General features: G+C 70.8%; 18 protein-coding genes. 7 read left to right on the top strand and 11 right to left on the bottom strand.

Going from position 1 to position 21,145, the window contains the following annotated elements; genetic code table 11:
- Positions 1 to 150: 150 nt before the first annotated feature.
- Positions 151 to 792 carry a helix-turn-helix transcriptional regulator gene (locus AB5J56_RS36210; RefSeq protein WP_369242996.1) on the bottom strand — a complete coding sequence of 214 codons (642 nt, stop codon included), beginning with the start codon at positions 790 to 792 and terminating at the stop codon, positions 151 to 153.
- A gap of 224 nt (positions 793 to 1,016) precedes the next feature.
- Here AB5J56_RS36210 and AB5J56_RS36205 point away from each other — a divergent pair, with 224 nt between their 5' ends.
- Both AB5J56_RS36205 and AB5J56_RS36200 read left to right on the top strand, forming a co-directional pair.
- Positions 1,017 to 2,579, top strand: coding sequence for an amino acid permease (locus AB5J56_RS36205; protein ID WP_369239194.1), 1,563 nt, complete (start codon positions 1,017 to 1,019; stop codon positions 2,577 to 2,579).
- Positions 2,580 to 2,584: 5 nt separating this feature from the next.
- Positions 2,585 to 3,529, top strand: a complete 945-nt coding sequence (locus AB5J56_RS36200; RefSeq protein WP_369239192.1) for a pseudouridine synthase — start codon at positions 2,585 to 2,587, stop codon at positions 3,527 to 3,529.
- Positions 3,530 to 3,559: 30 nt separating this feature from the next.
- Here the strand turns inward: AB5J56_RS36200 and AB5J56_RS36195 are convergent, their stop codons facing one another.
- The 6 genes from AB5J56_RS36195 to AB5J56_RS36170 form a co-directional block, all read right to left on the bottom strand.
- Positions 3,560 to 5,032: a cytochrome P450 gene (locus AB5J56_RS36195; protein WP_369239190.1), complete on the bottom strand. Its 1,473-nt coding sequence runs from the start codon at positions 5,030 to 5,032 to the stop codon at positions 3,560 to 3,562.
- A 66-nt stretch (positions 5,033 to 5,098) separates the two neighbouring features.
- Entirely contained in the window at positions 5,099 to 5,719 is a 621-nt protein-coding gene (locus tag AB5J56_RS36190; protein WP_369239188.1) for an ATP/GTP-binding protein, read from the bottom strand.
- On the bottom strand, positions 5,700 to 6,155 hold the full coding sequence (locus AB5J56_RS36185; RefSeq protein ID WP_369239186.1) for a DUF742 domain-containing protein: 456 nt from the start codon (positions 6,153 to 6,155) through the stop codon (positions 5,700 to 5,702). The genes AB5J56_RS36190 and AB5J56_RS36185 overlap by 20 nt, the downstream gene beginning before the upstream one ends.
- Positions 6,152 to 6,559 carry a roadblock/LC7 domain-containing protein gene (locus tag AB5J56_RS36180; protein ID WP_369239184.1) on the bottom strand — a complete coding sequence of 136 codons (408 nt, stop codon included), beginning with the start codon at positions 6,557 to 6,559 and terminating at the stop codon, positions 6,152 to 6,154. The genes AB5J56_RS36185 and AB5J56_RS36180 overlap by 4 nt, the downstream gene beginning before the upstream one ends.
- Positions 6,556 to 8,142 (bottom strand): ATP-binding protein, encoded by a 1,587-nt coding sequence (locus tag AB5J56_RS36175; protein ID WP_369239182.1) that lies wholly within the window; start codon positions 8,140 to 8,142, stop codon positions 6,556 to 6,558. The genes AB5J56_RS36180 and AB5J56_RS36175 overlap by 4 nt, the downstream gene beginning before the upstream one ends.
- 296 nt (positions 8,143 to 8,438) lie before the next feature.
- A complete protein-coding gene (locus tag AB5J56_RS36170; RefSeq protein ID WP_369239180.1) occupies positions 8,439 to 9,074 on the bottom strand; it encodes a TetR/AcrR family transcriptional regulator in 636 nt (211 codons plus the stop codon).
- A gap of 207 nt (positions 9,075 to 9,281) precedes the next feature.
- On the opposite strand from AB5J56_RS36170, the gene AB5J56_RS36165 reads away from it, so the two are divergent.
- From AB5J56_RS36165 to AB5J56_RS36145, 5 genes are all read left to right on the top strand, one after another.
- On the top strand, positions 9,282 to 10,106 hold the full coding sequence (locus AB5J56_RS36165) for an urea amidolyase associated protein UAAP1 (RefSeq protein WP_369239178.1): 825 nt from the start codon (positions 9,282 to 9,284) through the stop codon (positions 10,104 to 10,106).
- Complete coding sequence (locus AB5J56_RS36160) at positions 10,103 to 10,738, top strand: urea amidolyase associated protein UAAP2 (RefSeq protein WP_369239176.1); 636 nt, start codon at positions 10,103 to 10,105, stop codon at positions 10,736 to 10,738. Before AB5J56_RS36165 ends, AB5J56_RS36160 begins: the two co-directional genes overlap by 4 nt.
- Entirely contained in the window at positions 10,735 to 14,262 is a 3,528-nt protein-coding gene (locus AB5J56_RS36155) for a 5-oxoprolinase/urea amidolyase family protein (RefSeq protein WP_369239174.1), read from the top strand. The genes AB5J56_RS36160 and AB5J56_RS36155 overlap by 4 nt, the downstream gene beginning before the upstream one ends.
- Positions 14,263 to 14,446: 184 nt before the next feature.
- Complete coding sequence (gene atzF / locus AB5J56_RS36150; RefSeq protein WP_369239172.1) at positions 14,447 to 16,102, top strand: allophanate hydrolase; 1,656 nt, start codon at positions 14,447 to 14,449, stop codon at positions 16,100 to 16,102.
- Positions 16,103 to 16,155: 53 nt separating this feature from the next.
- Positions 16,156 to 16,386: a hypothetical protein gene (locus AB5J56_RS36145; protein WP_369239170.1), complete on the top strand. Its 231-nt coding sequence runs from the start codon at positions 16,156 to 16,158 to the stop codon at positions 16,384 to 16,386.
- Here the strand turns inward: AB5J56_RS36145 and AB5J56_RS36140 are convergent.
- The 4 genes from AB5J56_RS36140 to AB5J56_RS36125 all read right to left on the bottom strand — a co-directional run bounded on the left by AB5J56_RS36140 (position 16,368) and on the right by AB5J56_RS36125 (position 21,145).
- Positions 16,368 to 19,229: a DEAD/DEAH box helicase gene (locus tag AB5J56_RS36140; RefSeq protein ID WP_369242994.1), complete on the bottom strand. Its 2,862-nt coding sequence runs from the start codon at positions 19,227 to 19,229 to the stop codon at positions 16,368 to 16,370. The two genes, AB5J56_RS36145 and AB5J56_RS36140, sit on opposite strands and share 19 nt — an antisense overlap.
- 176 nt (positions 19,230 to 19,405) lie before the next feature.
- Positions 19,406 to 20,311, bottom strand: a complete 906-nt coding sequence (tatC, locus tag AB5J56_RS36135) for a twin-arginine translocase subunit TatC (protein WP_369239168.1) — start codon at positions 20,309 to 20,311, stop codon at positions 19,406 to 19,408.
- Positions 20,312 to 20,408: 97 nt separating this feature from the next.
- Positions 20,409 to 20,693 (bottom strand): Sec-independent protein translocase subunit TatA, encoded by a 285-nt coding sequence (tatA, locus tag AB5J56_RS36130; RefSeq protein WP_369239166.1) that lies wholly within the window; start codon positions 20,691 to 20,693, stop codon positions 20,409 to 20,411.
- A 257-nt stretch (positions 20,694 to 20,950) separates the two neighbouring features.
- Complete coding sequence (locus tag AB5J56_RS36125; protein ID WP_369239164.1) at positions 20,951 to 21,145, bottom strand: hypothetical protein; 195 nt, start codon at positions 21,143 to 21,145, stop codon at positions 20,951 to 20,953.

Here is a 21,145-nt window from a genome sequence, read left to right as displayed (position 1 = left end):
AGCACCGGGCTATCCTGGGTGTGCCGCACCTCGATCGCCTGGAGCTGCCTCACGGCGGGTTCAGTTCGGGGTTCGAGACCCTGGCAGGGCTGCTGTAACAGCTCTGCCGGGGTCTGTTTCGTGTCGGGCCGCATCGGGTCCGTGGCGGGGTCATTCCTCGGAGGGGCGCTCCTCCAACTCCTGGAATTCCGGGGGCATTTCCCCGGTCTCGTGGAACCGGCGCCACTCCTTGACGCCGGGCAGGGTGCCCTGCCGGATCTCGTCGAGGAAGCCGCGGACCCACTGGACCTGTGCCTCGACCATGTGGAGCTGGTACTCGTTCTCCACCAGGAAGAGCCGCGGCACGGTCTCGTAGAGCTTCTTCAGCGCGCCCCGGCCGCTCGCCGCCTGCACCTCAAGGGTGGCGAGGCGTTCCTCCAGGAGGCGCAGCACGTCGTCGGGGGGCAGGACCCCCATCAGCGAGAGCGCCGTCTCGAAGATCGGGTACTCCCGCGCCGGGACCGCCATGAGGTCCGACATCCACTCGGTCATCTCCTCACGCCCGGCCTCCGTGAGTCCGTAGACGGTGCGCTCGGGACGGTTGCCCTGCCGCTGCACGTCCGTGACCTCGACGAAGCCGTGCTTCTCAAGGTTCTGCACGACCGTGTAGAGCGATCCGTAGTTGATCTTCGTGCTGGCGTCCTTGCCCTGGCGGCGCAGCGTCTGGGCGATCTCGTAGGGATGCATCGGCTTCTGCCAGAGGGTCGCCATCACGGCGAGCGCCAGGGGATTGCCGAGCTTGCGGCGCCTCATCGCCACGATGACCACCTCGCTTCCGAATATCCGTAGCCGAACATATCGCGAGTTGCCAAGCCGGTCAATACACACGATGTATCGCGTTCAGGGGCGGGCCGCAAGACCGTGAGGACTTCGGCCCGCCCCCGACACGGCGGCGTGACGCCCGCGAAACAGGCCCTCCCTAATTTCTGTCGCTCGACAGGAACTCTCGCGCCGCAGTGCGAAAGCAGGTTGCCGCCATGACGAGCACCGCCCCCGCCGACCTCCGACCCGACCCACCCGGCCCCGACGGGGCCGCCGACCTCGCCGCCTTCGGCTACCGCCAGGAGCTGCACCGCAGCCTGGGCCGGTACGCCTCGTTCGCCGCCGGGTTCTCCTTCATCTCCGTGCTGACGACCGTCTTCCAGTTCTTCGCCTTCGGGTACGCGTTCGGCGGCCCCGTCTTCTTCTGGACCTGGCCGGCCGTCCTCGTGGGCCAACTGCTGGTCGCCGCCTGCTTCGCGGAACTGGCCGCGCGCTATCCGATCTCGGGCGCCGTCTACCAGTGGTCCTCGCGGCTGTCGAACCTCACCTTCGGCTGGTTCGCCGGCTGGATCATGGTGATCGGGCAGATCGTGGTCGTCGCGGCGGCGGCCCTCGCCCTGCAGATCGTGCTGCCGGCGATCTGGTCCGGCTTCCAGCTGATCGGCAGCGACCCGGCACCCACCAGCCCGGACGGCGCGGCTAACGCGGCGGTCCTCGGCGTGATCCTGCTCGTCCTGACGACGCTGGTGAACGTCGTCGACAACCGGGTGATGTCCGTGATCAACCGAGTCGGCGTGACCGCCGAGATCATCGGCGCCGTCCTGATCATCGTGCTGCTGCTCACCCACTCCGAGCGCTCCCCCGGCATCACCTTCCACACGGGTGCCGGGAGCACCGGCCTGTTCGGCGCGCTGATGGTGGGGTCGTTCGCGGCGGCGTACGTGATGATCGGCTTCGACAGCGCGGGCGAGATGAGCGAGGAGACCCACCACCCGCGCCGCACCGCGCCCCGCACGATCCTGGTCGCCCTCGGTTCCGCGGGACTGCTCGCGAGCCTGATCGTGCTCGGCGGCCTGCTCGCCGCGCCCAGCCTCACCGACGGACACCTGGCCGTCGACGGCCTCGGCTACGTGCTGACCAGCAGCCTCGGCGACGGCGTCGGCCGTGCCCTGCTCGTCGACGTGGTGGTGGCCATCGCGGTGGCCACCCTGGCGATCCAGACCGCCGCCTGCCGCATGCTCTTCTCGATGGCCCGCGACGGTCAGCTCCCCCTCTCCCGGCGGCTCGCGAAGGTCAACCCGCGCACCGGCATGCCGAGCGCCCCGGCCCTGGCTGTCGGCGTCCTCGCCGCCGCGCTCCTGCTGCTCAACTTCGCCTCGCCGGACGCGTTCCTGGCGATCGGCACCACCTGCATCGTGATGCTCTATCTCGCGTACGCCATGGTCACCGGGCCTCTGCTGGTACGGCGGCTGCGCGGGCAGTTCCCGGACCCGGACGGCCAAGGCGGCACGGACGAGGAGGGCCGTCCGCTCTTCTCGCTGGGCCGCTGGGGCATCCCCGTCAACGCCGTCGCGCTCGTGTACGGCCTCTTCATGACCGTCAACCTGGCCTGGCCGCGCGCCGCGGTGTACGACCCGACGGGCGGGCACTGGTACTTCCAGTGGTTCACCCTGCTGTTCCTGGGCGCGACGGTGGCCGCGGGCCTGCTCTACCGGGCCCTGCGGGCGCGGACGGCGGTGGAGGAGGCTCCCGAGGCGGTGCCGGCCTCGTACGCTTGATCGTGATGAGACGAAAGACCCGGATCCCGCCCTCGCCCCTGCCGCAGCGCCACGGGGTGGACCCCGTGCGCATCAAGCTGCCGCAGGGGGAGGAGTGGGCGACCGTGCGGGAGCATCTGGTGCAGCGGCTCGCGGGGGCGGGGCCCGGGGTCGTGGACGGGATGCTCGACGCGGGGTTGTTCGTCGGTGCGGACGGGCTCGCGGTGGCGTCCGACACGGCGTACGTGCCGGGCATGTTCGTCTGGTTCCACCGGGAGCTGCCCGACGAGGAACGCGTGCCGTTCGCGCTGGACGTCGTGTACCGCGACGAGCACATCGTGGTCGCCGACAAGCCGCACTTCCTCGCCACCACCCCGCGCGGCAGCCATGTCGCCGAGACCGCCCTCGCCCGGCTGCGGCGGGAGCTGGACATCCCGGCGCTCGGGGCCGCGCACCGCCTCGACCGGCTGACGGCCGGGCTTGTGCTGTTCACCGTACGACCGGAGGAACGGGGCGCGTACCAGTCGCTGTTCCGCGACAGGCTCGTGCGCAAGGAGTACGAGGCGGTGGCCCCGTACGACGAGGAGCTGGAGCTGCCACGCACGGTGCGCAGCCGGATCCTCAAGGAGCGCGGTGTGATGGCGGCCCAGGAGGTCGAGGGCGAGCCGAACGCCGTGACCACGGTGGAGCTGCGGGAGCAGCGCGACGACCACGGGCTCTACCGGCTGACGCCGAGCACCGGCCAGACCCATCAACTGCGCGTGCACATGTGCGCGTTGGGCCTCCCCCTGCTCGGCGACCCCCTCTACCCGACGGTGACCGGCCCCGTGCCGCCCGGCGACTTCCGGCGTCCGCTCCAACTGCTGGCGCGGAGCCTGGAGTTCACCGATCCGGTCACGGGGCGAGAACACCGTTTCCGCAGTGCGCGGGCTCTCGCGGCCTGGTCGTCGTACGACGAGTGGGCCAGGTAGTCCGCAGCCGCCGCCGTACGACTGACGGGCTCAGTAACCCCGCCACCAGCGCAGGAAGCGCTGCCAGGCACCGAGCCTGCGGGCGGGTGCCGGGGTCGGCGCGGGAGGGTTCGGGCCCACGGGCTGTGGGGCGGGTGCCGTCGGCTGCGGCTGCGGGGTCGAGACCTGCCAGTCCGTGCGCTGCTTGGGCATCGGGCGCATGCCGGGCTGCTGCATGACATCCTGCGGCTGGTTCGGCGCGAACCGGACCGGCAGCTCCACCAGGTGGCGGGAGGACATCGACGCCCGCCAGCGCAACTCGTTTTCCTTGCAGTCGAGTTGGACGTCGGGCAGCCTCATCAGCAGGGCGTCGACGCCGACGTCGGCGATGGCGCGGCCGATGTCCTGTCCGGGGCACTCGTGCGGGCCGCCGCCGAAGGCGAGGTGCGAGCGGTTGCCCTGCATGTCGGCCTTGAGGTCGGGGCGTACGCGCGGGTCGACGTTGCCCGGTGCGATACCGAAGAGCAGGCCGTCGCCCTTGCGGATGCGCCGGCCACCCAACTCCGTGTCCTGCTTGGCGAAGTAGCCGAGAACGGCACTGAACGGCGGCTCGTTCCACAGGGACTGCTCGACCGCCTCCGGCACCGTCATCTGGCCGCCGTTGAGCTGGGCGCGGAAGCGCGGGTCGGTGAGGACCATCCGCAGCACGTTGGCGATCAGGTTGGCGGTGGCCTCGTACGCGGCGAGCAGCACCAGCCAGAGGTGCTGGGTGACCTCCTGGTCGGTGAGGCGCGCCGGATGCGTGATGAGCTGGCTGGTGAAGTCCTCCTCGGGATGGGCCCGGCGGCGGGCGGTGAGCTGCGTGAGGACGCCGTTGACGTACTCGTTGCTGGCGATCGCCGTCTCGGTGCCCTTGAGCAGGTCGCGGGTGGCCTGCACCATGCGGTCGTTGTACTCCTCGGGCATGCCGAGGATCTCGCACAGCACGGCCATCGGGAGGTGCTCGGCGAACTGGCCGACCAGGTCGGCGCGGCCCTCCTCGCAGAAGCGGTTGACGAGCCGCTGCGTGGAACGGTTGATGTGGCGGCGGACACCGCGGTGGTCGATGGTCGACATGGCGCCGGTGACCGCGCCGCGCAGCCGCAGGTGCTCGTCGCCCTCGGCGTAGGAGCAGATGGGCTGCCAGGCGATGTGCGGGGCCAGCGGATGGTCGGGGCCGGCCGTGCCGTCCTGCACGGCGGTCCACAGGCGGCTGTCGCGCGCGTACTGCGAGGGCGTGGACACCAGGTGCAGGTTCTCGGCGTGGCCGAGCACCACCCAGATGGGCACGTCGTTGTGGAGCAGCACAGGGGCCACGGCACCGTGTTCGGCGCGGAGTTTCTCGTACAGCGCGCCCAGGTCGTCGGCCTCGGGGCCGTACAGCCGGTGCAGTCCGCCGGGCCCGAGGTCGTGCGCGGGGCAGCCGGGCGGCGGGGAGAGCATGGGGTTGTCCGTCCCTGCCGGGAAGTGGGGTTCAGGCGTCACGGTGATCGCTCCGAAACTGATCTGGATCCGGTGTCTTGGGGAAGGGTCTGCGGTGCGGTACGGGTGTCAGGCGGGCGTCGAGGTCATCGCGAGGGAGTGCAGGAAACGCATCAGCGTCATCAGGACGTCCCGGCTGGAGGCCCGGCGGCGGGCGTCGCACTTGATGATCGGGATCTCGTCCGCCAGGTCGAGCGCGCCGCGCAGGTCCTCGATGGGATAGCCGGGGGCGTCCGGGAAGTCGTTTATCGCGATGACGAACGGCACCCCGCGCTCCTCCAGGCGGCCGATCACGTCGAAGCTGACCTCCAGGCGGCGGGTGTCGACCAGGACGACCGCGCCGAGGGCGCCCTCGAACAGGCCGTTCCACAGGAACCAGAAGCGTTCCTGGCCCGGGGTGCCGAAGAGGTAGAGCACCAGCTGGTCCGTGATGCTGATGCGGCCGAAGTCCATGGCGACGGTGGTGGCCGTCTTGCTCTCCGAGCCGTAGTTGTCGTCGACGCCGACGCCGGCCTGCGTCATGGTCTCCTCGGTGGTCAGCGGCTTGATCTCGCTGACGGCGCCCACCATGGTCGTCTTGCCGACCCCGAAACCGCCCACGATCACGATCTTCACGGCGGCCGTGGCCGTGTGCGGAAGATGGTCCTCGGCGCGAGGGCCCGTGATCGTGTCAGAGCTTTTGAAGTCCATGCATCACCGCTTCGAGGAGGGAACGGTCGGGGAGCGCCTGGCGGACGATCGGGGCGCGCGCCTGGACCAGTTCGGCCGTCAGCAGCTCGGTGAGCAGGACGGTCACCACGCTGAACGGCAGACTGAGATAGGCCGAGAGCTCGGCCACGGACAGGGGGGCCGTGCAGAGCCGGAGCAGCGCCGACTGCTCCGGCTGGGCGGCGGTCGGCGGCACGTCGGCGCGCGCCACGATTAACGTCACCAGGTCGAGGGCGGCCCGGTCCCCGTCCTCGCCTCCGCCCGTGATGGTGTAGAGGCGTTCGGGGTTCTTCCGGGGCTTCGCCCCCTCTTGGCCACCCGAGCCGCCCTTGCCTTCGTTGTCGTCCGAGCCGTCCTGGCCGGGAGGGTCGGGTGGTTCTTCCTTGGGGTAGCGCCGCCGGCGTTGCGGAGGAGTCATACGGTCTGCCCGTTGCGCCGGGGCGGACTCGTCAGGTGGGCACCGATCCGGACGACCAGGTCACGCATGCGGTTGCTCATCATCCCGGCGTCCGCGGTCATGTTCGAGAGCACGGCGAGGTAGGCGTTGGGTCCGGCCGCCATCAGGTAGAAGTAGCCGCCGTTGATCTCGATGATGACCATGCGCATCCGGCCGTCGCTGTTGGGGAGTTCACCCGCCACGGCCCCGGCGAGGCTCTGCAGGCCCGCGCAGGCGGCGGCGACACGGTCGGCCTGGTCGGGGTCACCGCCGTAGCGGGCGATCCGAAGTCCGTCGGCGGAGAGCACCACGATCTGCTGGATGCCCGGAACGCCGTCGGCGAGCTCCTTGAGCATCCAGTCGAAGTTGGCTCGCTGCTGGATCACTTGAGGTCCCCCTCGTCGTCGGCCTCCAGGTGGGCCGGCTGAATGGTCGGTTCGGACACGGCCGGGTCCGGATCGCCCTTGAGGCCGTTCATGAACGCCTCGACCCACAGGCCGGGTTCGGGCTCCTTCTCCTCCGGGACCGGTTCGGCCCAGGAAGGGGCCGCGGCCGCAGCGGCCTCGGCGGCCGCCGCTTCGGCCGCCGCCTCGGCGTAGCGCTGGGAGAGGGGGACCTTGACCCTGCTGCGGCGCTGCGGGAGGCCGTTGGCCGTCCACTCGGTGACCTCCGGGACGTCGTCCTCCATCGATGCACCGTTCGAGGCGGGGATGCGCGGGCCGGTGGTCGGGCGGCGCTTCTTCGGCTTGCGTGCGGGAGCCTCGACCCCGCCGGTGTCCACGGTCGGCCGGGAGGCCGCGCCGATGCCGTGGGCGGCGCCGACGGCGGGCTCGTTGGTGAGCATGTCGTGCGGGACGACGAGGATCGCGCGCACGCCGCCGTAGGCGGACTGGCGCAGCGACACCTGCATGTTGAACATCTGCGAGAGGCGCCCGACGACGGCCATGCCGAGGCGCGGGGCCTCGCCGAGGACGTTGAGGTCGACGCCCTGCTGGGCCTGGAGCAGCAGGTTCTCGGCGCGGGCGCGGGCCTCCTCGCTGAGGCTGATGCCGCCGTCCTCGATCTCGATGGCGATGCCGGTCTGCACCTCGACGGCGGTGACGTGCACCTTGGTGTGCGGCGGCGAGTAACGGGTGGCGTTGTCGAGGAGTTCGGCGGCCACGTGGATGACCGGCTCGACCGAGATGCCCTTGACCGCGATGTCGGCGATCGAGTGGAGCTCGATGCGGCGGTACTCCAAGATGCGTGACATGGCGCCGCGCAGCACGCTGAACAGCGTGACGGGCTCCGGCCATTGGCGGACGGGACGGCCGCCGCCGAGTACGGCGATGGAGTCGGCGAGGCGGCCGATCAGCGCGGTGCCGTGGTCGATGCGCAGCAGGTCGTCGAAGACCTCGGGGTTGCGCCCGTGGTCCTCCTCCATCTCCCGCAGTTCGTTGTTCTGCTGGTGGACGATCGCCTGCACGCGTCGGGCGATGTTGACGAAGGCACGCTGCGCGGCGTCGCGCATCGACTCCTCGCGGTCGACGATGCGCAGCACGGTGCGCAGCAGATCGCGCTGGGAGCGCGGGATTTCACGGTTGACCGGGTCACCGTCGATGAAGGTGCGAATCACCTCCGCGGGGGAATCTCCGCTGCGCAGCTGCTGCAGTGCGCCGGGCAGGAGGTCGCTGCCGAGGCGCACGATCTGCTGGTCGTGGGCGGCTATGCGCTGTTCCAGATACGCGGTCCGGCGCGCGAGTTCGGCGCGCGCGTCGCGGGCGATGCGGCCGCGGCGGACGGCTTCGGCCGCGCTCGCGAGCACGAGGAGCGTCGCGACGGCACCGCACAAGCCGACGGCGATCCGGGCCGGCTCCGTCACCACGGCGACGGCGGCTCCGGTCGCGGCGGCCATCACTATGGCCGGCAGCAACAGCAAGCGTGCGTAGGGAAGTTCACGGCCAGCGGGAGGCGATTGAACACTCACCATGTATGCCCTCTGAGACAGGTCGGCTGGGGGGTCGGGGAGGTTTGTGGGGGAATCGTCATGGTTCAAACTGAATCTTCGGAACTTTTGGGAACAAGCGCCCGAATACATCTCAACTCGGTGCGCTGCGGGCGAGCTTAGTCCGACCGGATCATCGCTGTGTCATATTCAGCAAGCACCTGAAATCACCCGCGCGACAGGAGTACTCTCGGCTCCATTTGCACGCTGAGGCTTCATTCGCACACGGTGCGTGACGACGTACGGGCATGCGAAAACACCCCCGGAAGACCCGGAAGGACTCAGTTGGCCGCGATACCCGCGATACGCAGCGCGGCGTCCGCCGTGGCCTCGGCGAACGCCGACACGGGCCGCTCCGGATCGGAGCGGTGGACGAGGATGACGCCCTCGATCAGCCCGAACACCAGGTCCGTACGCAGATCCAGCTCACCCTTGGCGAGCGCGCCGCCCGCGGCCGTGGCGGCGAGCAACTGCCGGTAGGCGTCCTTGAGTTCGGCCCGTACGGCATGGAAGCCGGCGAAGCGCTCGGCGCGCACCTCGGGCAGCAGATAGAGCCCGCCGAGGTTGTGCGGGCCGCCGCAGAGCAGTTCCACATCCGTGCGGCACAGCTCCCACAGCCGGCCCTCCGCCGGGGCCTCGTCCTGCGCGAGCAGCTGCCGGGCCAGGGTCAGCGAGGGCGTGACAGTGGACTCCAGGAGCTCGGCGAGCAGCTCCTCCTTGCCGGAGACGTAGTGGTACATGGACGCCTGCCGCATGCCCGCCAGCTCGGCGACGGCGCGGGTGGTGGTGGCGGCGTAGCCCCGGGTGGTGAACAACTCGGCGGCGGCGGTGAGCAGTTCGTCGCGCGGCGACAGGCCGGTGTCCGGCCGCTGCGCGGCGCGCGGCCGGCCGACCCGGCGTCCACTGCTCGTCCCCATGCGTTCGATCCTCGCACACGACGCCGTACGACGATCTACGACCGGGCTTCGTCCGGTCGCTCACCGCGATCCTCGTGAGGGCTCGGTAACCGGGCGGCAACCCCTCCGCAATCGCGGCGACCCGCCTCGCACCTAATTTCTGTCGAGCGACAGAAATAGCGCCTGCAGAGGCCGACACACGACACCCCCGGATCCGGAGGTCCCGCGATGGCAACAGCGACCACGTACGGAGCCCGCGACCACGCCCGTTCCCAGGACGGCGCCCGCGCCGAGGCCATGCCCGTCGTCCCCGCCGGTGCCTGGCCCACTCCTCCCTGCGAGGCGGGCCACCTGGTGTGGGCCGAGACCGTTGCGGGCGGCAACTACACGCACAGAGTGCTGGCCCGCGGCACCGAGCTGCGGCTGACCGACCTGCGCGGCGATGCATGTGCGCACCTCCTGCTGTACGTCGCCGACCGGCCATGGGAGCGGCTGAACGTGGCGGACACGGTCAAGGTCCAGTGGAACGCCTACCTGGGCGAGGGTCAGCTGCTGCTGTCCGACCAGGGCCGGGTGCTGGCCTCGGTGACCGCCGACACCTCCGGGCGGCACGACGCGCTGTGCGGCACCTCCACGCTCGTACGGAACACCGAGCGGTACGGGGACGGCACACCGCAGTCCCCCTCCCCGGCCGGCCGCGAGCTGTTCAAGCTGGCCGCCGCAAAGAACGGGCTCGCACCGCGCGATCTGCCGCCCTCGCTCTCCTTCTTCCAGGGCGTGCGGGTCCGCGACGACGGCTCACTGGACTTCACCGGCTCGGCCGGGCCCGGCGGCAGCGTGACCCTGCGCGCCGAGCAGGACATCACCGTGCTGATCGCGAACGCGCCGCACCCGGCCGATCCCCGGCCGGAGTACGTGAGCACCCCGCTGGAGGTGCTCGCCTGGCGCGCGGCTGCGACCGGGCCCGGCGACCCGCTGTGGGAGACGACGCCCGAGGGCCGCCGCGCCTTCCTGAACACCGCCGAATTCCTTGCCGCGAAGGGGCTCGCATGAGCACGGCCACGAACGCCGAACGGGATCACACGAAGGCCGCCGTCGTCCCCGCCCGGGCCGCCTGGTCGGCCGTCGTCCGCACCGGCGAGACACTCACCATCACCGACCTGCACGGCAACCAGGCCGTCGACTTCCTCGTCTACGACGCCGAGGACACCGCAGTCCGCTACAGCGCGCCCGACACCATCCACGCGCAGGGCAACATCTTCCTGACCACGGGCAGTGTGCTCATGTCCAACGAGCACACGCCGCTGATGACCGTGGTCGAGGACCAGGTCGGCCGGCACGACACGGTCGGCGGCGCCTGCTCCAAGGAGTCGAACACGCTCCGGTACGGCCACCACACCTGGTCGCAGCACGCGTGCGTGGACAACTTCCTTGCCGAGGGCGCCAAGTACGGCCTGGGCAAGCGCGATCTCGTCTCCAACATCAACTGGTACATGAACGTGCCGGTCGAGAAGGACGGCACCCTCGGCATCGTCGACGGCATCTCGGCACCGGGCCTCGCCCTGACCCTGCGCGCCGAGCGCGACGTGCTCGTCCTCGTCTCCAACTGCCCCCAGATCAACAACCCCTGCAACGGCTTCGATCCGACGGCGGTGGAGATGACGATCAGCGGAGTGCGCGCATGAGCTTCGATACCTTGCTGGTCGCCAACCGGGGCGAGATAGCGGTCCGGATCATCCGCACGGCACGCGAACTCGGCCTGCGCACCGTGGCGGTGTACTCCGACCCGGACCGCTCGGCGCCCCATGTCCGGCTCGCCGACGAGGCCGTACGGCTGGGCCCCGCGCCCGCGAAGGAGTCGTACCTCGACGCCGACCTGGTCCTGAAGGCGGCGAAGGACACCGGCGCGGGAGCCATCCACCCGGGCTACGGCTTCCTCTCCGAGGACGCGGCCTTCGCGCGGCGCTGCGAGGACGCCGGAATCGTGTTCGTGGGGCCGACGCCGGAGCAGCTGGAACTGTTCGGGGCGAAGCACACGGCACGGGCGGCGGCACAGGCCGCGGGCGTGCCGTTGGCACCGGGCACGGGGCTGCTGACTTCTCCCGAAGAGGCACTGGACCAGGCCGACTTGATCGGCTATCCGGTGATGCTCAAGGCCACCGGCGGTGGCGGCGGCATCGGTATGTCGGCATGTCGCTCCGCCGACGAACTGACCGAGGCATGGGAGAGCGTGCACCGTGTCGCCGCCGCGTCCTTCTCCTCGGCGGGGGTCTTCCTGGAACGTCTCGTCGAGCACGCCCGCCATGTCGAGGTGCAGGTCTTCGGCGACGGCGCGGGCCGGGTCGTCACCTTCGGCGACCGTGACTGCTCGCTCCAGCGCCGCAACCAGAAGGTGCTGGAGGAGGCCCCGGCTCCGGGCCTTCCGCCTCGCATACGCGAGCAACTGACCTCCTCCGCACGCGACTTGTGCGCAGCCGTCGCCTACCGCTCCGCGGGCACCGTCGAGTTCGTCTACGACGCCGCGCGCGAGGAGGCCTACTTCCTGGAGGTCAACACCCGCCTCCAGGTGGAGCATCCGGTCACGGAGGAGATCTACGGCGTCGACCTGGTCGCCTGGATGCTGCGCCTGGCCCGCGGCGACTCGGATGTCGTACGGGATCCGGGCGCACCCCGCGGCCACGCCGTGGAGGCCCGCGTCTACGCGGAGGACCCCTCGCGCGAACACCGGCCCAGCGCGGGCCTGTTGACCCGGGTCGAGTTCCCCGGGGGCGTCCGCGTGGACGGCTGGGTCGAGACGGGCACCGAGGTGACCACGTCGTACGACCCGATGCTCGCCAAGGTCATCGCGTACGGCTCCGACCGGGCGCATGCCCTGGAACGGCTCGACGAGGCGCTGGCCAGGACCCGCGTCGACGGCATCGAGACCAACCTCGGGCTGGTGCGGGCCGCGCTCGCCACGGACGCTTTCCGGACGGCGGCGCACTCGACGGCGACACTCGCGGAGGTCACCGACCCGACCCCGCGTATCGAGGTGGTCTCCGGCGGAACCCTCACCACCGTGCAGGACTGGCCGGGCCGCACCGGCCACTGGCAGGTCGGGGTGCCGCCGTGCGGCCCGATGGACGACCTCTCCTTCCGGCTCGGCAACCGGGCGCTCGGCAACGCCGAGGGGGCGCCAGGGCTCGAATGCACCTTGCAGGGACCGACGTTGAGGTTCGCGCACCCCACGACCGTGTGCGTCACCGGGGCCCCCGCGCCGGTCGCCCTCGACGGCACGCCGGTCGTGCAGTGGGAGCCGGTGACGGTGCCCGCGGGGGCCGTACTGGAGGTCGGCGCCCCCGCCGAGCACGGCCTGCGCACCTACGTCCTCTTCGCGGGCGGCGGCCTGGACGTGCCGTCATTCCTCGGCAGCGCGTCCACGTTCACACTCGGCCGGTTCGGCGGGCACGGCGGGCGGACGCTGCGCACGGGAGACGTCCTGCACGGCGGGGCGGCGACCGACGCGGGACGCCCGGTGCCCATCGAGGAACGCCCTGCCATCGGCGCGGTGTGGCACGTCGGCGCGCTCGAAGGCCCGCACGCCGCACCGGAGTTCTTCACCGAGGACGACATCCACGACTTCTACGCCGCCGACTGGAAGGTCCACTTCAACTCGGCGCGCACCGGCGTCCGGCTGGTCGGGCCGAAGCCCCGCTGGGCACGGACGGACGGCGGCGAGGCGGGCCTGCACCCGTCCAACATCCACGACACGCCCTACTCGGTCGGCGCCGTCGACTACACGGGCGACATGCCGGTGCTGCTCGGCCCCGACGGCCCCTCGCTCGGCGGTTTCGTCTGCCCGGCGACAGTGATCTCCACGGAACGCTGGAAGCTCGGCCAGTTCCGCCCCGGCGACACGGTGCGCTTCGCGCCGATCGCAGCGGACGGCCGGACGCGGCCCGCGATCGTGGACGGAGGCATCCTCGCCCGCGACGGCGACGTGACGTACCGGCGCAGCGGTGACGACAACCTGCTCGTCGAATTCGGCCCCATGCAGCTCGATCTGGCGCTGCGCATGCGCGTCCACGCACTGATGGAGGCGGTGACCGAGGCCGGGCTCGACGGCGTCACGGACCTCACTCCGGGCATCCGCTCCCTCCAGATCCAGACCGACCCGGCGCAGCTTCCGCAGCACCAACTCCTCGCGGCCGTGCGGGAGATCACTGCCGCCCTCCCACCGAGCGACCAGCTCGTCGTCCCCTCCCGCACGGTGCACCTCCCACTCTCCTGGGATGACCCGGCCACCCGGGAGGCGATCGCCCGCTACATGGCGGGCGTTCGCGACGACGCGCCCTGGTGCCCGTGGAACATCGAGTTCATCCGCCGCGTCAACGGCCTGGGCTCGGTGGCGGACGTCTACGACACGGTGTTCGACGCGGAGTACCTCGTACTGGGCCTGGGCGACGTCTACTTGGGCGCCCCGGTGGCCACTCCGCTGGACCCCCGCCACCGCCTCGTGACGACCAAGTACAACCCGGCACGCACCTGGACCGCCGAGAACTCCGTCGGCATCGGCGGCGCCTACCTCTGCATCTACGGCATGGAAGGCCCCGGCGGCTACCAGTTCGTCGGCCGTACCACCCAGGTGTGGTCGCCCTGGCAGCAGCGCGGCGCCTTCGAGCCCGGCTCGCCCTGGCTGCTGCGCTTCTTCGACCGCATCAAGTGGTACGCCGTCGAGCCCGACGAACTCCTCGGCCTGCGCGCCGACATCATCTCCGGCCGCTTCGTCCCGCGCATCGAAGAGGGCCACTTCTCCCTCGCCGAGTACGAGATCTTCCTCGCCGACAACGCCGGCTCCATCGCCGACTTCCGCGCCAGCCAGGGCGCCGCGTTCTCGGCGGAGCGGGATGCCTGGGAGGCAGCGGGCGAGTTCACCCGGGCGGAGGCCGCCTCAGCTCCGGCCGCGTCCCCCGCCGACATCACCGTCCCCGAGGGCGGCCGCCTCATCGAGGCCGAATTCGCCGCCTCCGTCTGGCAGTTGAATGTCTCTCCGGGCGACGAGGTCACCGCGGGCCAGCCCCTCCTCGCCCTGGAGGCCATGAAGATGGAGTCGAGGGTGCATGCGCCGGTGGGGGGTGTGGTGGCGGAGGTGCTGGCTCGGCCGGGGGACCAGGTGGAGGCGGGAACGGCGTTGCTGGTTCTCGCGCCCGCCTCTCCAACGGCGACTTGACGTCCGACCCGTGGCGGTCTGTGTGCAGGCGTCAGCCAAAACCCCGCCCGGTGGGTGGTCTGCGGGCAGGCGTTCTGCACGGCGATGGGGGCGCCCCCGATCGAGCGAAGCCGAGAGTGGGGGAGGGTGGGCACAGACCACCCACATCCCGCTGCCGGCAATGAACCCCAGCCAAGGAGCACCGATGTCGACCCCCACCCTGACCCGAGTCCGCATGGCCTACGCCCGCATAGAGGCCGCAGACCGCCCCGAGGTCTGGATCGACCTCCGCCCCCAGCAGGAGGTCGAGTCCGAGGCCCGCAGCATCGACGCCAGAGTCGCCGCAGGCGAACAACTCCCCCTGGCGGGGCAGCTGTTCGCGGCCAAGGGCAACATAGACGTGCAAGGCCTCCCGACCACCGCCGGCTGCCCGGCATACGCATACACCCCGGAGGCCGACGCCCCGGTGGTCGCCCGCCTCCGCGCGGCCGGCGCGATAGCCCTCGGCACCACGAACCTGGACCAGTTCGCCACCGGCCTGGTCGGCACCCGCTCCCCGTACGGGGCGGTCCGGGGCGCCTACGACCCGCAGCGGATCAGCGGCGGCTCCAGCGCGGGCTCAGCCGTGGCCGTGGCCCTAGGCCTCGTGGACTTCGCCCTCGGCACGGACACCGCGGGCTCCGGCCGCGTCCCCGCCGCCTTCAACGGCATCGTCGGCATCAAGCCCACCCGTGGCCTCGTCCCGACGACGGGCGTGGTCCCGGCGTGCGCCTCCCTCGACTGCGTGACGGTGTTCGCCCGCACCCTCCCGGAGGCCGAACGGGCGCTCTCGTACATGGCGTCGCCGTCCGCCCGCGAACTGCCACCTCTCCCCCAGCGCGCCCCCGGCCCCTGGCGCGTCGCGGTCGCCGCACTCTCGCAGCTCGGCGAGCTCGACGACGGCTGGGGCGAGGCATACGAGGCCGCGGTCGCCCGACTTAGGGACGCCGGGGCCGAGTTGAGGACGCTGGACCTCACGCCGTTCACCGAGGCCGCCGCGATGCTGTACGAGGGCGCGTTCGTCGCCGAGCGGTACACCGCCGTGGGGGACTTTGTCGATAAGTTGATCGCCGAGGGCGGTGCGGGCCTCGATCCCACCGTCGCGGGCATCATCACCCGCGCCCGGGACATCCCGGCCCACCGGCTCTTCGCCGACCAGGACCGCCTGGCCGCGCTGCGCACCCGCGCGCTCGCCGAGCTCGGGGACGCGGACGCCCTGATGCTGCCGACGGCCCCCGGGCACCCGACCCTCGCCGAGGTCGCCGCCGACCCGCTGGGCACCAACGCCCGTCTGGGCCGCTTCACCAACTCCACGAACCTCTTCGACCTGGCCGCGGTCGCCGTCCCCGCGGGTGAGGTGGCCGGGCTGCCCTTCGGCGTGATGCTGATCGGCCCGGCCTTCACGGACGAGCGGCTCGCCCGGATCGCCGCCCTGCTCCAGCCCCGGCTACGGGTCGCGGTGGTCGGCGCCCACCTGTCGGGCCAGCCGCTCAACCCTCAGCTCCTCGCCCTGGGCGCCACCCTGGACCGTACGACCACGACCGCACCCGTCTACCGCCTGCACGCCCTGCCGACGGTCCCGCCCAAGCCAGGCCTGGTCCACGTCGGCGAGGGAGGCGCCGCGATCGAGGCCGAGGTATGGCGACTCCCCGCAGAGGGCCTCGGCCGCCTGCTCGCCGCACTCCCCCGCCCGATGGCCCTCGGCCAGGTCGAACTGGCCGACGGAAGCAGCGTCCCCGGCTTCCTGTGCGAGCCCGCCGCCCTCCCCGACGCCCCCGACATCACGACACACGGAGGCTGGCGCGCCTACCTGATCCGCTGACGCCCCGCGCCCCTCTCCGACGTCCAGTACGGCCTTCCCGGCGAACGAGGCGAGTGGGACGGCATAGCGGCCCGACGTACCAGCGCCGGCACCGCCACATGCTGGCGCTTCTGGCCAACAGCCGGGTACGTGAACCCGAGGCGACCGCCCACGTCTTCCTCGGCGCCTTCGACGCGGACCTCGTCCGGCCGCTCTGCCCGGACGGCCGACCGGACCGCCTCGCGGAGACGGTCCGGGACCTCGCAACAGCCCTGCTACCGGCCGCTCACCCCACCGACGAGTAAGCGACCACTCCCCGCAGCAGCCCGTCGACCGCCTTGCGCGCGTTCTTCGCGACCGTAGAGCCCTCGCCGCCGGAGACCGGTGCGGCCGCCGAGATCTGGCCCAGGACATCGATGACCTGCTTGCACCAGCGCACGAAGTCGCCGGCGGGCATCTCGGCCTCGCGCAGCACCTCATCGAGGCCCTTGCCGGACGCCCACTGGTACGCGGCCCAGGCGAAGCCGAGGTCCGGCTCACGCTGGCCCACACCCTCGGACTGGGTGATCCGGAAGTCCTCCTCCAGAGCGTCGAGTCGACCCCAGATGCGGACCATCTCGCCGAGCGCGGCCTTCGCCTTGCCCGAGGGCAGCTTCGGCGCCATCGCGTCGTCGCCGACCCGCGCCTCGTACACCAACGCCGAGACACAGGCCGCCAGTTCGGCCGGGGCGAGGCCTTCCCAGACCCCGGCGCGCAGGCATTCGCTGGCGAGCAGGTCGAGTTCGCCGTACAGCCGGGCGAGCCGCTTGCCGTGCTCGGTGACGTCGTTGCCCCGCAGGTAGTCGAGCTCGGTCAGGAGCGCGACGATACGGTCGAAGGTGCGGGCGATGGTGTTCGTCCGGCCCTCGATGCGGCGCTCCAGCTGCGTGGTGTCGCGCTGGAGCCGGTAGTACCGCTCCGCCCAACGGGCGTGGTCCTCGCGGTCGTTGCACCCGTGACAGGGGTGGGCGCGCAGGGCTGTGCGCAGCCGGGCGATCTCACGGTCGTCGGCGGCAGCGGCCCGCCCCTTGCGGTGCCGGTCCGGGACGATGTGCCCGGCCTTGGTCCTGAGCGCCGACGCGAGGTCCCGACGGGACTGCGGGGAGCGGGGGTTGAACGACTTCGGGATCCGCATCCGCTCCAGCGCCTCCACGGGAACCGGGAAGTCGATCGAGGCGAGCCGCTTCACCTGGCGCTCGGCGGTGAGCACCAGCGGCCGAGGCCCGTCGTGGTGCTCCAGGCCCCGGTGGCCGTTGGACCGGCCGGCGGGCAGCCCCGGGTCGAGGACCAGGGCCAGCCCGGCGTACTTCCCGGTCGGGACGTGGATGACATCGCCCGGCTTGAGCTTCTCCAGCGCGACGGCCGCCTCGGCCCTGCGCTGCACCGCCCCCTGCTTGGCCAGCTCCGTCTCGCGGTCCTTGAGTTCGCGGCGCAGCCGCGCGTACTCCTCGAAGTCGCCGAGGTGGCAGGTCATCGACTCCTTGTAACCCTCCAGCCCCTCCTCGTTGCGCTGCACCTGCCGCGAGATCCCGACGACCGACTTGTCGGCCTGGAACTGTGCGAAGGACGTCTCCAGAAGCTCGCGCGAGCGGTGCCGCCCGAACTGCTCGACCAGGTTCACGGCCATGTTGTACGACGGCTTGAAGCTGGAGCGCAGCGGATAGGTGCGGGTGCCCGCGAGTCCCGCCAGGTGGTCGGGGTTCATGGCGCGCTGCCACAGCACGACGGCGTGGCCCTCGACATCGATGCCGCGGCGGCCGGCCCGGCCGGTCAGCTGGGTGTACTCGCCGGGGGTGATGTCGGCGTGCTGCTCGCCGTTCCACTTGACGAGCTTCTCCAGCACCACCGAGCGGGCGGGCATGTTGATGCCCAGCGCCAGTGTCTCCGTCGCGAACACGGCCTTGACGAGGCCGCGGACGAACAGCTCCTCGACGACCTCCTTGAACGTCGGCAGCATGCCCGCGTGGTGGGCCGCGATGCCGCGCTCCAGGCCCTCGAGGAACTCGTAGTACCCGAGGACGTGCAGGTCCTCCGTCGGGATGGACGCCGTGCGCTCCTCGACGAGTTCACGCACGCGCGCACGTGCCTCGTCGTCGTTCAGCCTGAGGCCCGCGTACAGGCACTGCTGTACGGCGGCCTCGCAGGCGGCGCGGCTGAAGATGAAGGTGATGGCGGGCAGCAGCCCCTCGGCGTCGAGGCGTTCGATGACCTCGGGGCGGCTCGGCGTCCACACGCGGGAGCGCTGTCGCCGCTCGCGCTCGCGGTCCGCCTCGCGCATCGCGCGGCCCCGTCTGCGGTCCTGGTACGACGGACGGCTCGCCTCCATGCGCGCCAGGCGCGTGAGGTCGGGGTTGACGGCCTTCTTCTGGCCCTCGCCCTCCTCGAACAGGTCGTACATCCGGCGGCCGGCCAGCACGTGCTGGAACAGCGGCACGGGCCGGTGCTCGGAGACGATCACCTGGGTGTCGCCGCGCACGGTGTCCAGCCAGTCGCCGAACTCCTCGGCGTTCGACACGGTCGCCGAGAGCGACACCAGGGTCACCGATTCGGGAAGGTGAATGATCACCTCTTCCCAGACCGCGCCGCGGAAGCGGTCGGAGAGGTAGTGCACCTCGTCCATGACCACATAGCCGAGGCCGAGGAGGGTCTGGGAGCCCGCGTACAGCATGTTCCGCAGCACTTCGGTGGTCATCACGACCACCGGCGCCTCGGAGTTGACGCTGTTGTCGCCGGTGAGCAGGCCGACCTTGTCCGCGCCGTAGCGACGGCACAGGTCGGCGTACTTCTGGTTCGACAGTGCCTTGATCGGTGTCGTGTAGAAGCACTTCTTGCCCTGCTGCAGGGCGAGGTGGACGGCGAACTCGCCGACGATCGTCTTGCCCGACCCGGTGGGCGCGGCCACCAGCACACCCTTGCCCGCCTCGAGCGCCTGGCAGGCCTCGATCTGGAAGGGGTCGAGGCCGAAGTCGTACATCTCGCGGAAGGAGGCGAGCGCGGTGGCCTGCTCGGCAGCGCGCTTACGTGCTGCCGCATACCGCTCGGCCGGTGAGAGGTCCTCTGTCATCGTGCTTTCGAGACTACCGGCAGCCACTGACAACAGGACGATCAATATCCGGATCACCGTCACGGACGACCGCCCCGGACGACCGGCAGAGGCGACCGACGGAGGCGAGCGACGCGGAGGACCCGCACGACGGAAGGGCCGTACGGATTCCGTACGGCCCCTCCTCTGTGTCCTGCTCCCTGTCCGCCCCCGCCCCGGCTCACAGCCGCTCGGTGCGCGGATCAGGTGAAGTCGTCGTATCCGTTCACGCGGCCCGAGGACGCGCCTTCGGTGTCACCGCTCGACTGCTCGGGCAGAGCCTTCGACGCGGACACCGTCTCGACCTCACCGATCGCTTCCGGCGTCAGGTCGAGGTCGGAGGCCTCGTCGTCGTCCAGGTCGGCGTCGGGGTTGCGGCGGTTGCGCCGCTTGTCGTTGAGGATCGCCACGCCGACCGCGATGAAGTACAGGACGACGATCGGTCCCGCGAGGGCGATCATTCCGAACGGGTCGGTGGTGGGGGTCGCCACGGCGCCGAAGACGAAGACGCCCATGACGACGCCGCGCCACCAGCCGGCCATTCTGCGCCCGCTCACCATGCCGGTGAAGTTGAGCATGACCAGGATCAGGGGCAGTTCGAAGGCTCCGCCGAAGATCAGCACCATCCGGACGACGAAGTCCAGGATCTTGTCCATCGGCAGGATGTTCGCCGAGCCGTCGGGGGTGATGCCCAGCAGCACCCGCATGCTGATCGGCAGGATGGTGTAGGCGAGCGTGGCACCGGCGAGGAAGAGCGGGACGGCCGCACCCACGAAGGCGTACGTGTACTTCCGCTCGTGCTTGTGCAGCCCTGGCGCGATGAACGCCCACAGCTGGTAGAGCCAGATCGGGCTCGAGAGGATCACGCCCGCCATGACGCTGACCTTCACCGTGGTGGTGAAGGGCGAGAGCAGGTCGGTGTACGCGACCACGGCGCAGGAACCGCCGGTCGCCTCACCCAGTCCCTTGGTGCAGCGCGGAACCGGGTCCGAGAGGAACTCCATCAGCTGCTGGCTGTAGAAAGCAGCCACGATGGAGACGACCGTGATCGCCAACATGCCCTTCGCGAGCCGGTTGCGGAGCTCGCGAAGGTGGTCCACAAGAGGCATCCGCCCCTCGGGATCCTTCTCTTTCCTTCGGGCAGGCTTGAGCAACCTACGTCCTCGTCCTAGAGAGTCGGGCCGATCTCCGGCGGCCCGGCTGGGGTTAGCGCTGCGTCGTACGGTCGGTCGGCTCGGCCACGGGGCGCGAGCTGGTCACGTCGCCGGGCGAAGCCTGGATCGTACGCTGGGCGGCAGGCTGCTCAGGGTCGCTGGGCGGACCGGCCGCGGCGTCCTTGCTGTCGTCGGCCTTCATGGCCTTCGCCTCGCTCTTGAGGATGCGGGCGGACTTGCCGAGGGAACGCGCCATGTCAGGAAGCTTCTTGGCTCCGAACAGCAGCACGACGATGACGAGAATGAGAATGATCTCGGTGGGGCCGAGCCTACCCATAGCTGTATACCTTCTTCACCGAGGCGACAGGAGTCTGGTGCTTGGCCGGTCGGGCTGAAACATCCGACCACCACGCTGGCAGCGATCGTAACCCGCAGGAGTAAACGTGAGGCAATGCCCTTGCATACTCCCCGTAGCGGCCCGCGCCTCGCTCCTCGGGCCACTTCAGCAGCGTACCTGCCCATACCGACAAGATGACAGGGCGAAGTCGCCCACAACGCATCGGCCGCAGCACTCACAGGCCACCCGGGAGCGACTCACAGCGCATCCACGGAATGGGCGGCGCCCATGGACGCCCGCTCCAGGTCGTCGGCCGCCCGGTTGATACGGCTCGCGGACTCCGCCACCTGCTTCCCGAGACGCTCCGCCTCCAGAAAGACACGGACAGCGAGCACGCCGAGGACGGCGATTCCCACAAAACCCACAGCGATCGCGAACATCGGCCAGAACAT

It is taken from the genome of Streptomyces sp. R21 (assembly GCF_041051975.1).
Taxonomy (GTDB): Bacteria; Actinomycetota; Actinomycetes; order Streptomycetales; family Streptomycetaceae; genus Streptomyces.
The sequence above is the reverse complement of the archived record's forward strand: the minus strand, read 5'-3'. Positions and strand labels throughout refer to the sequence as shown.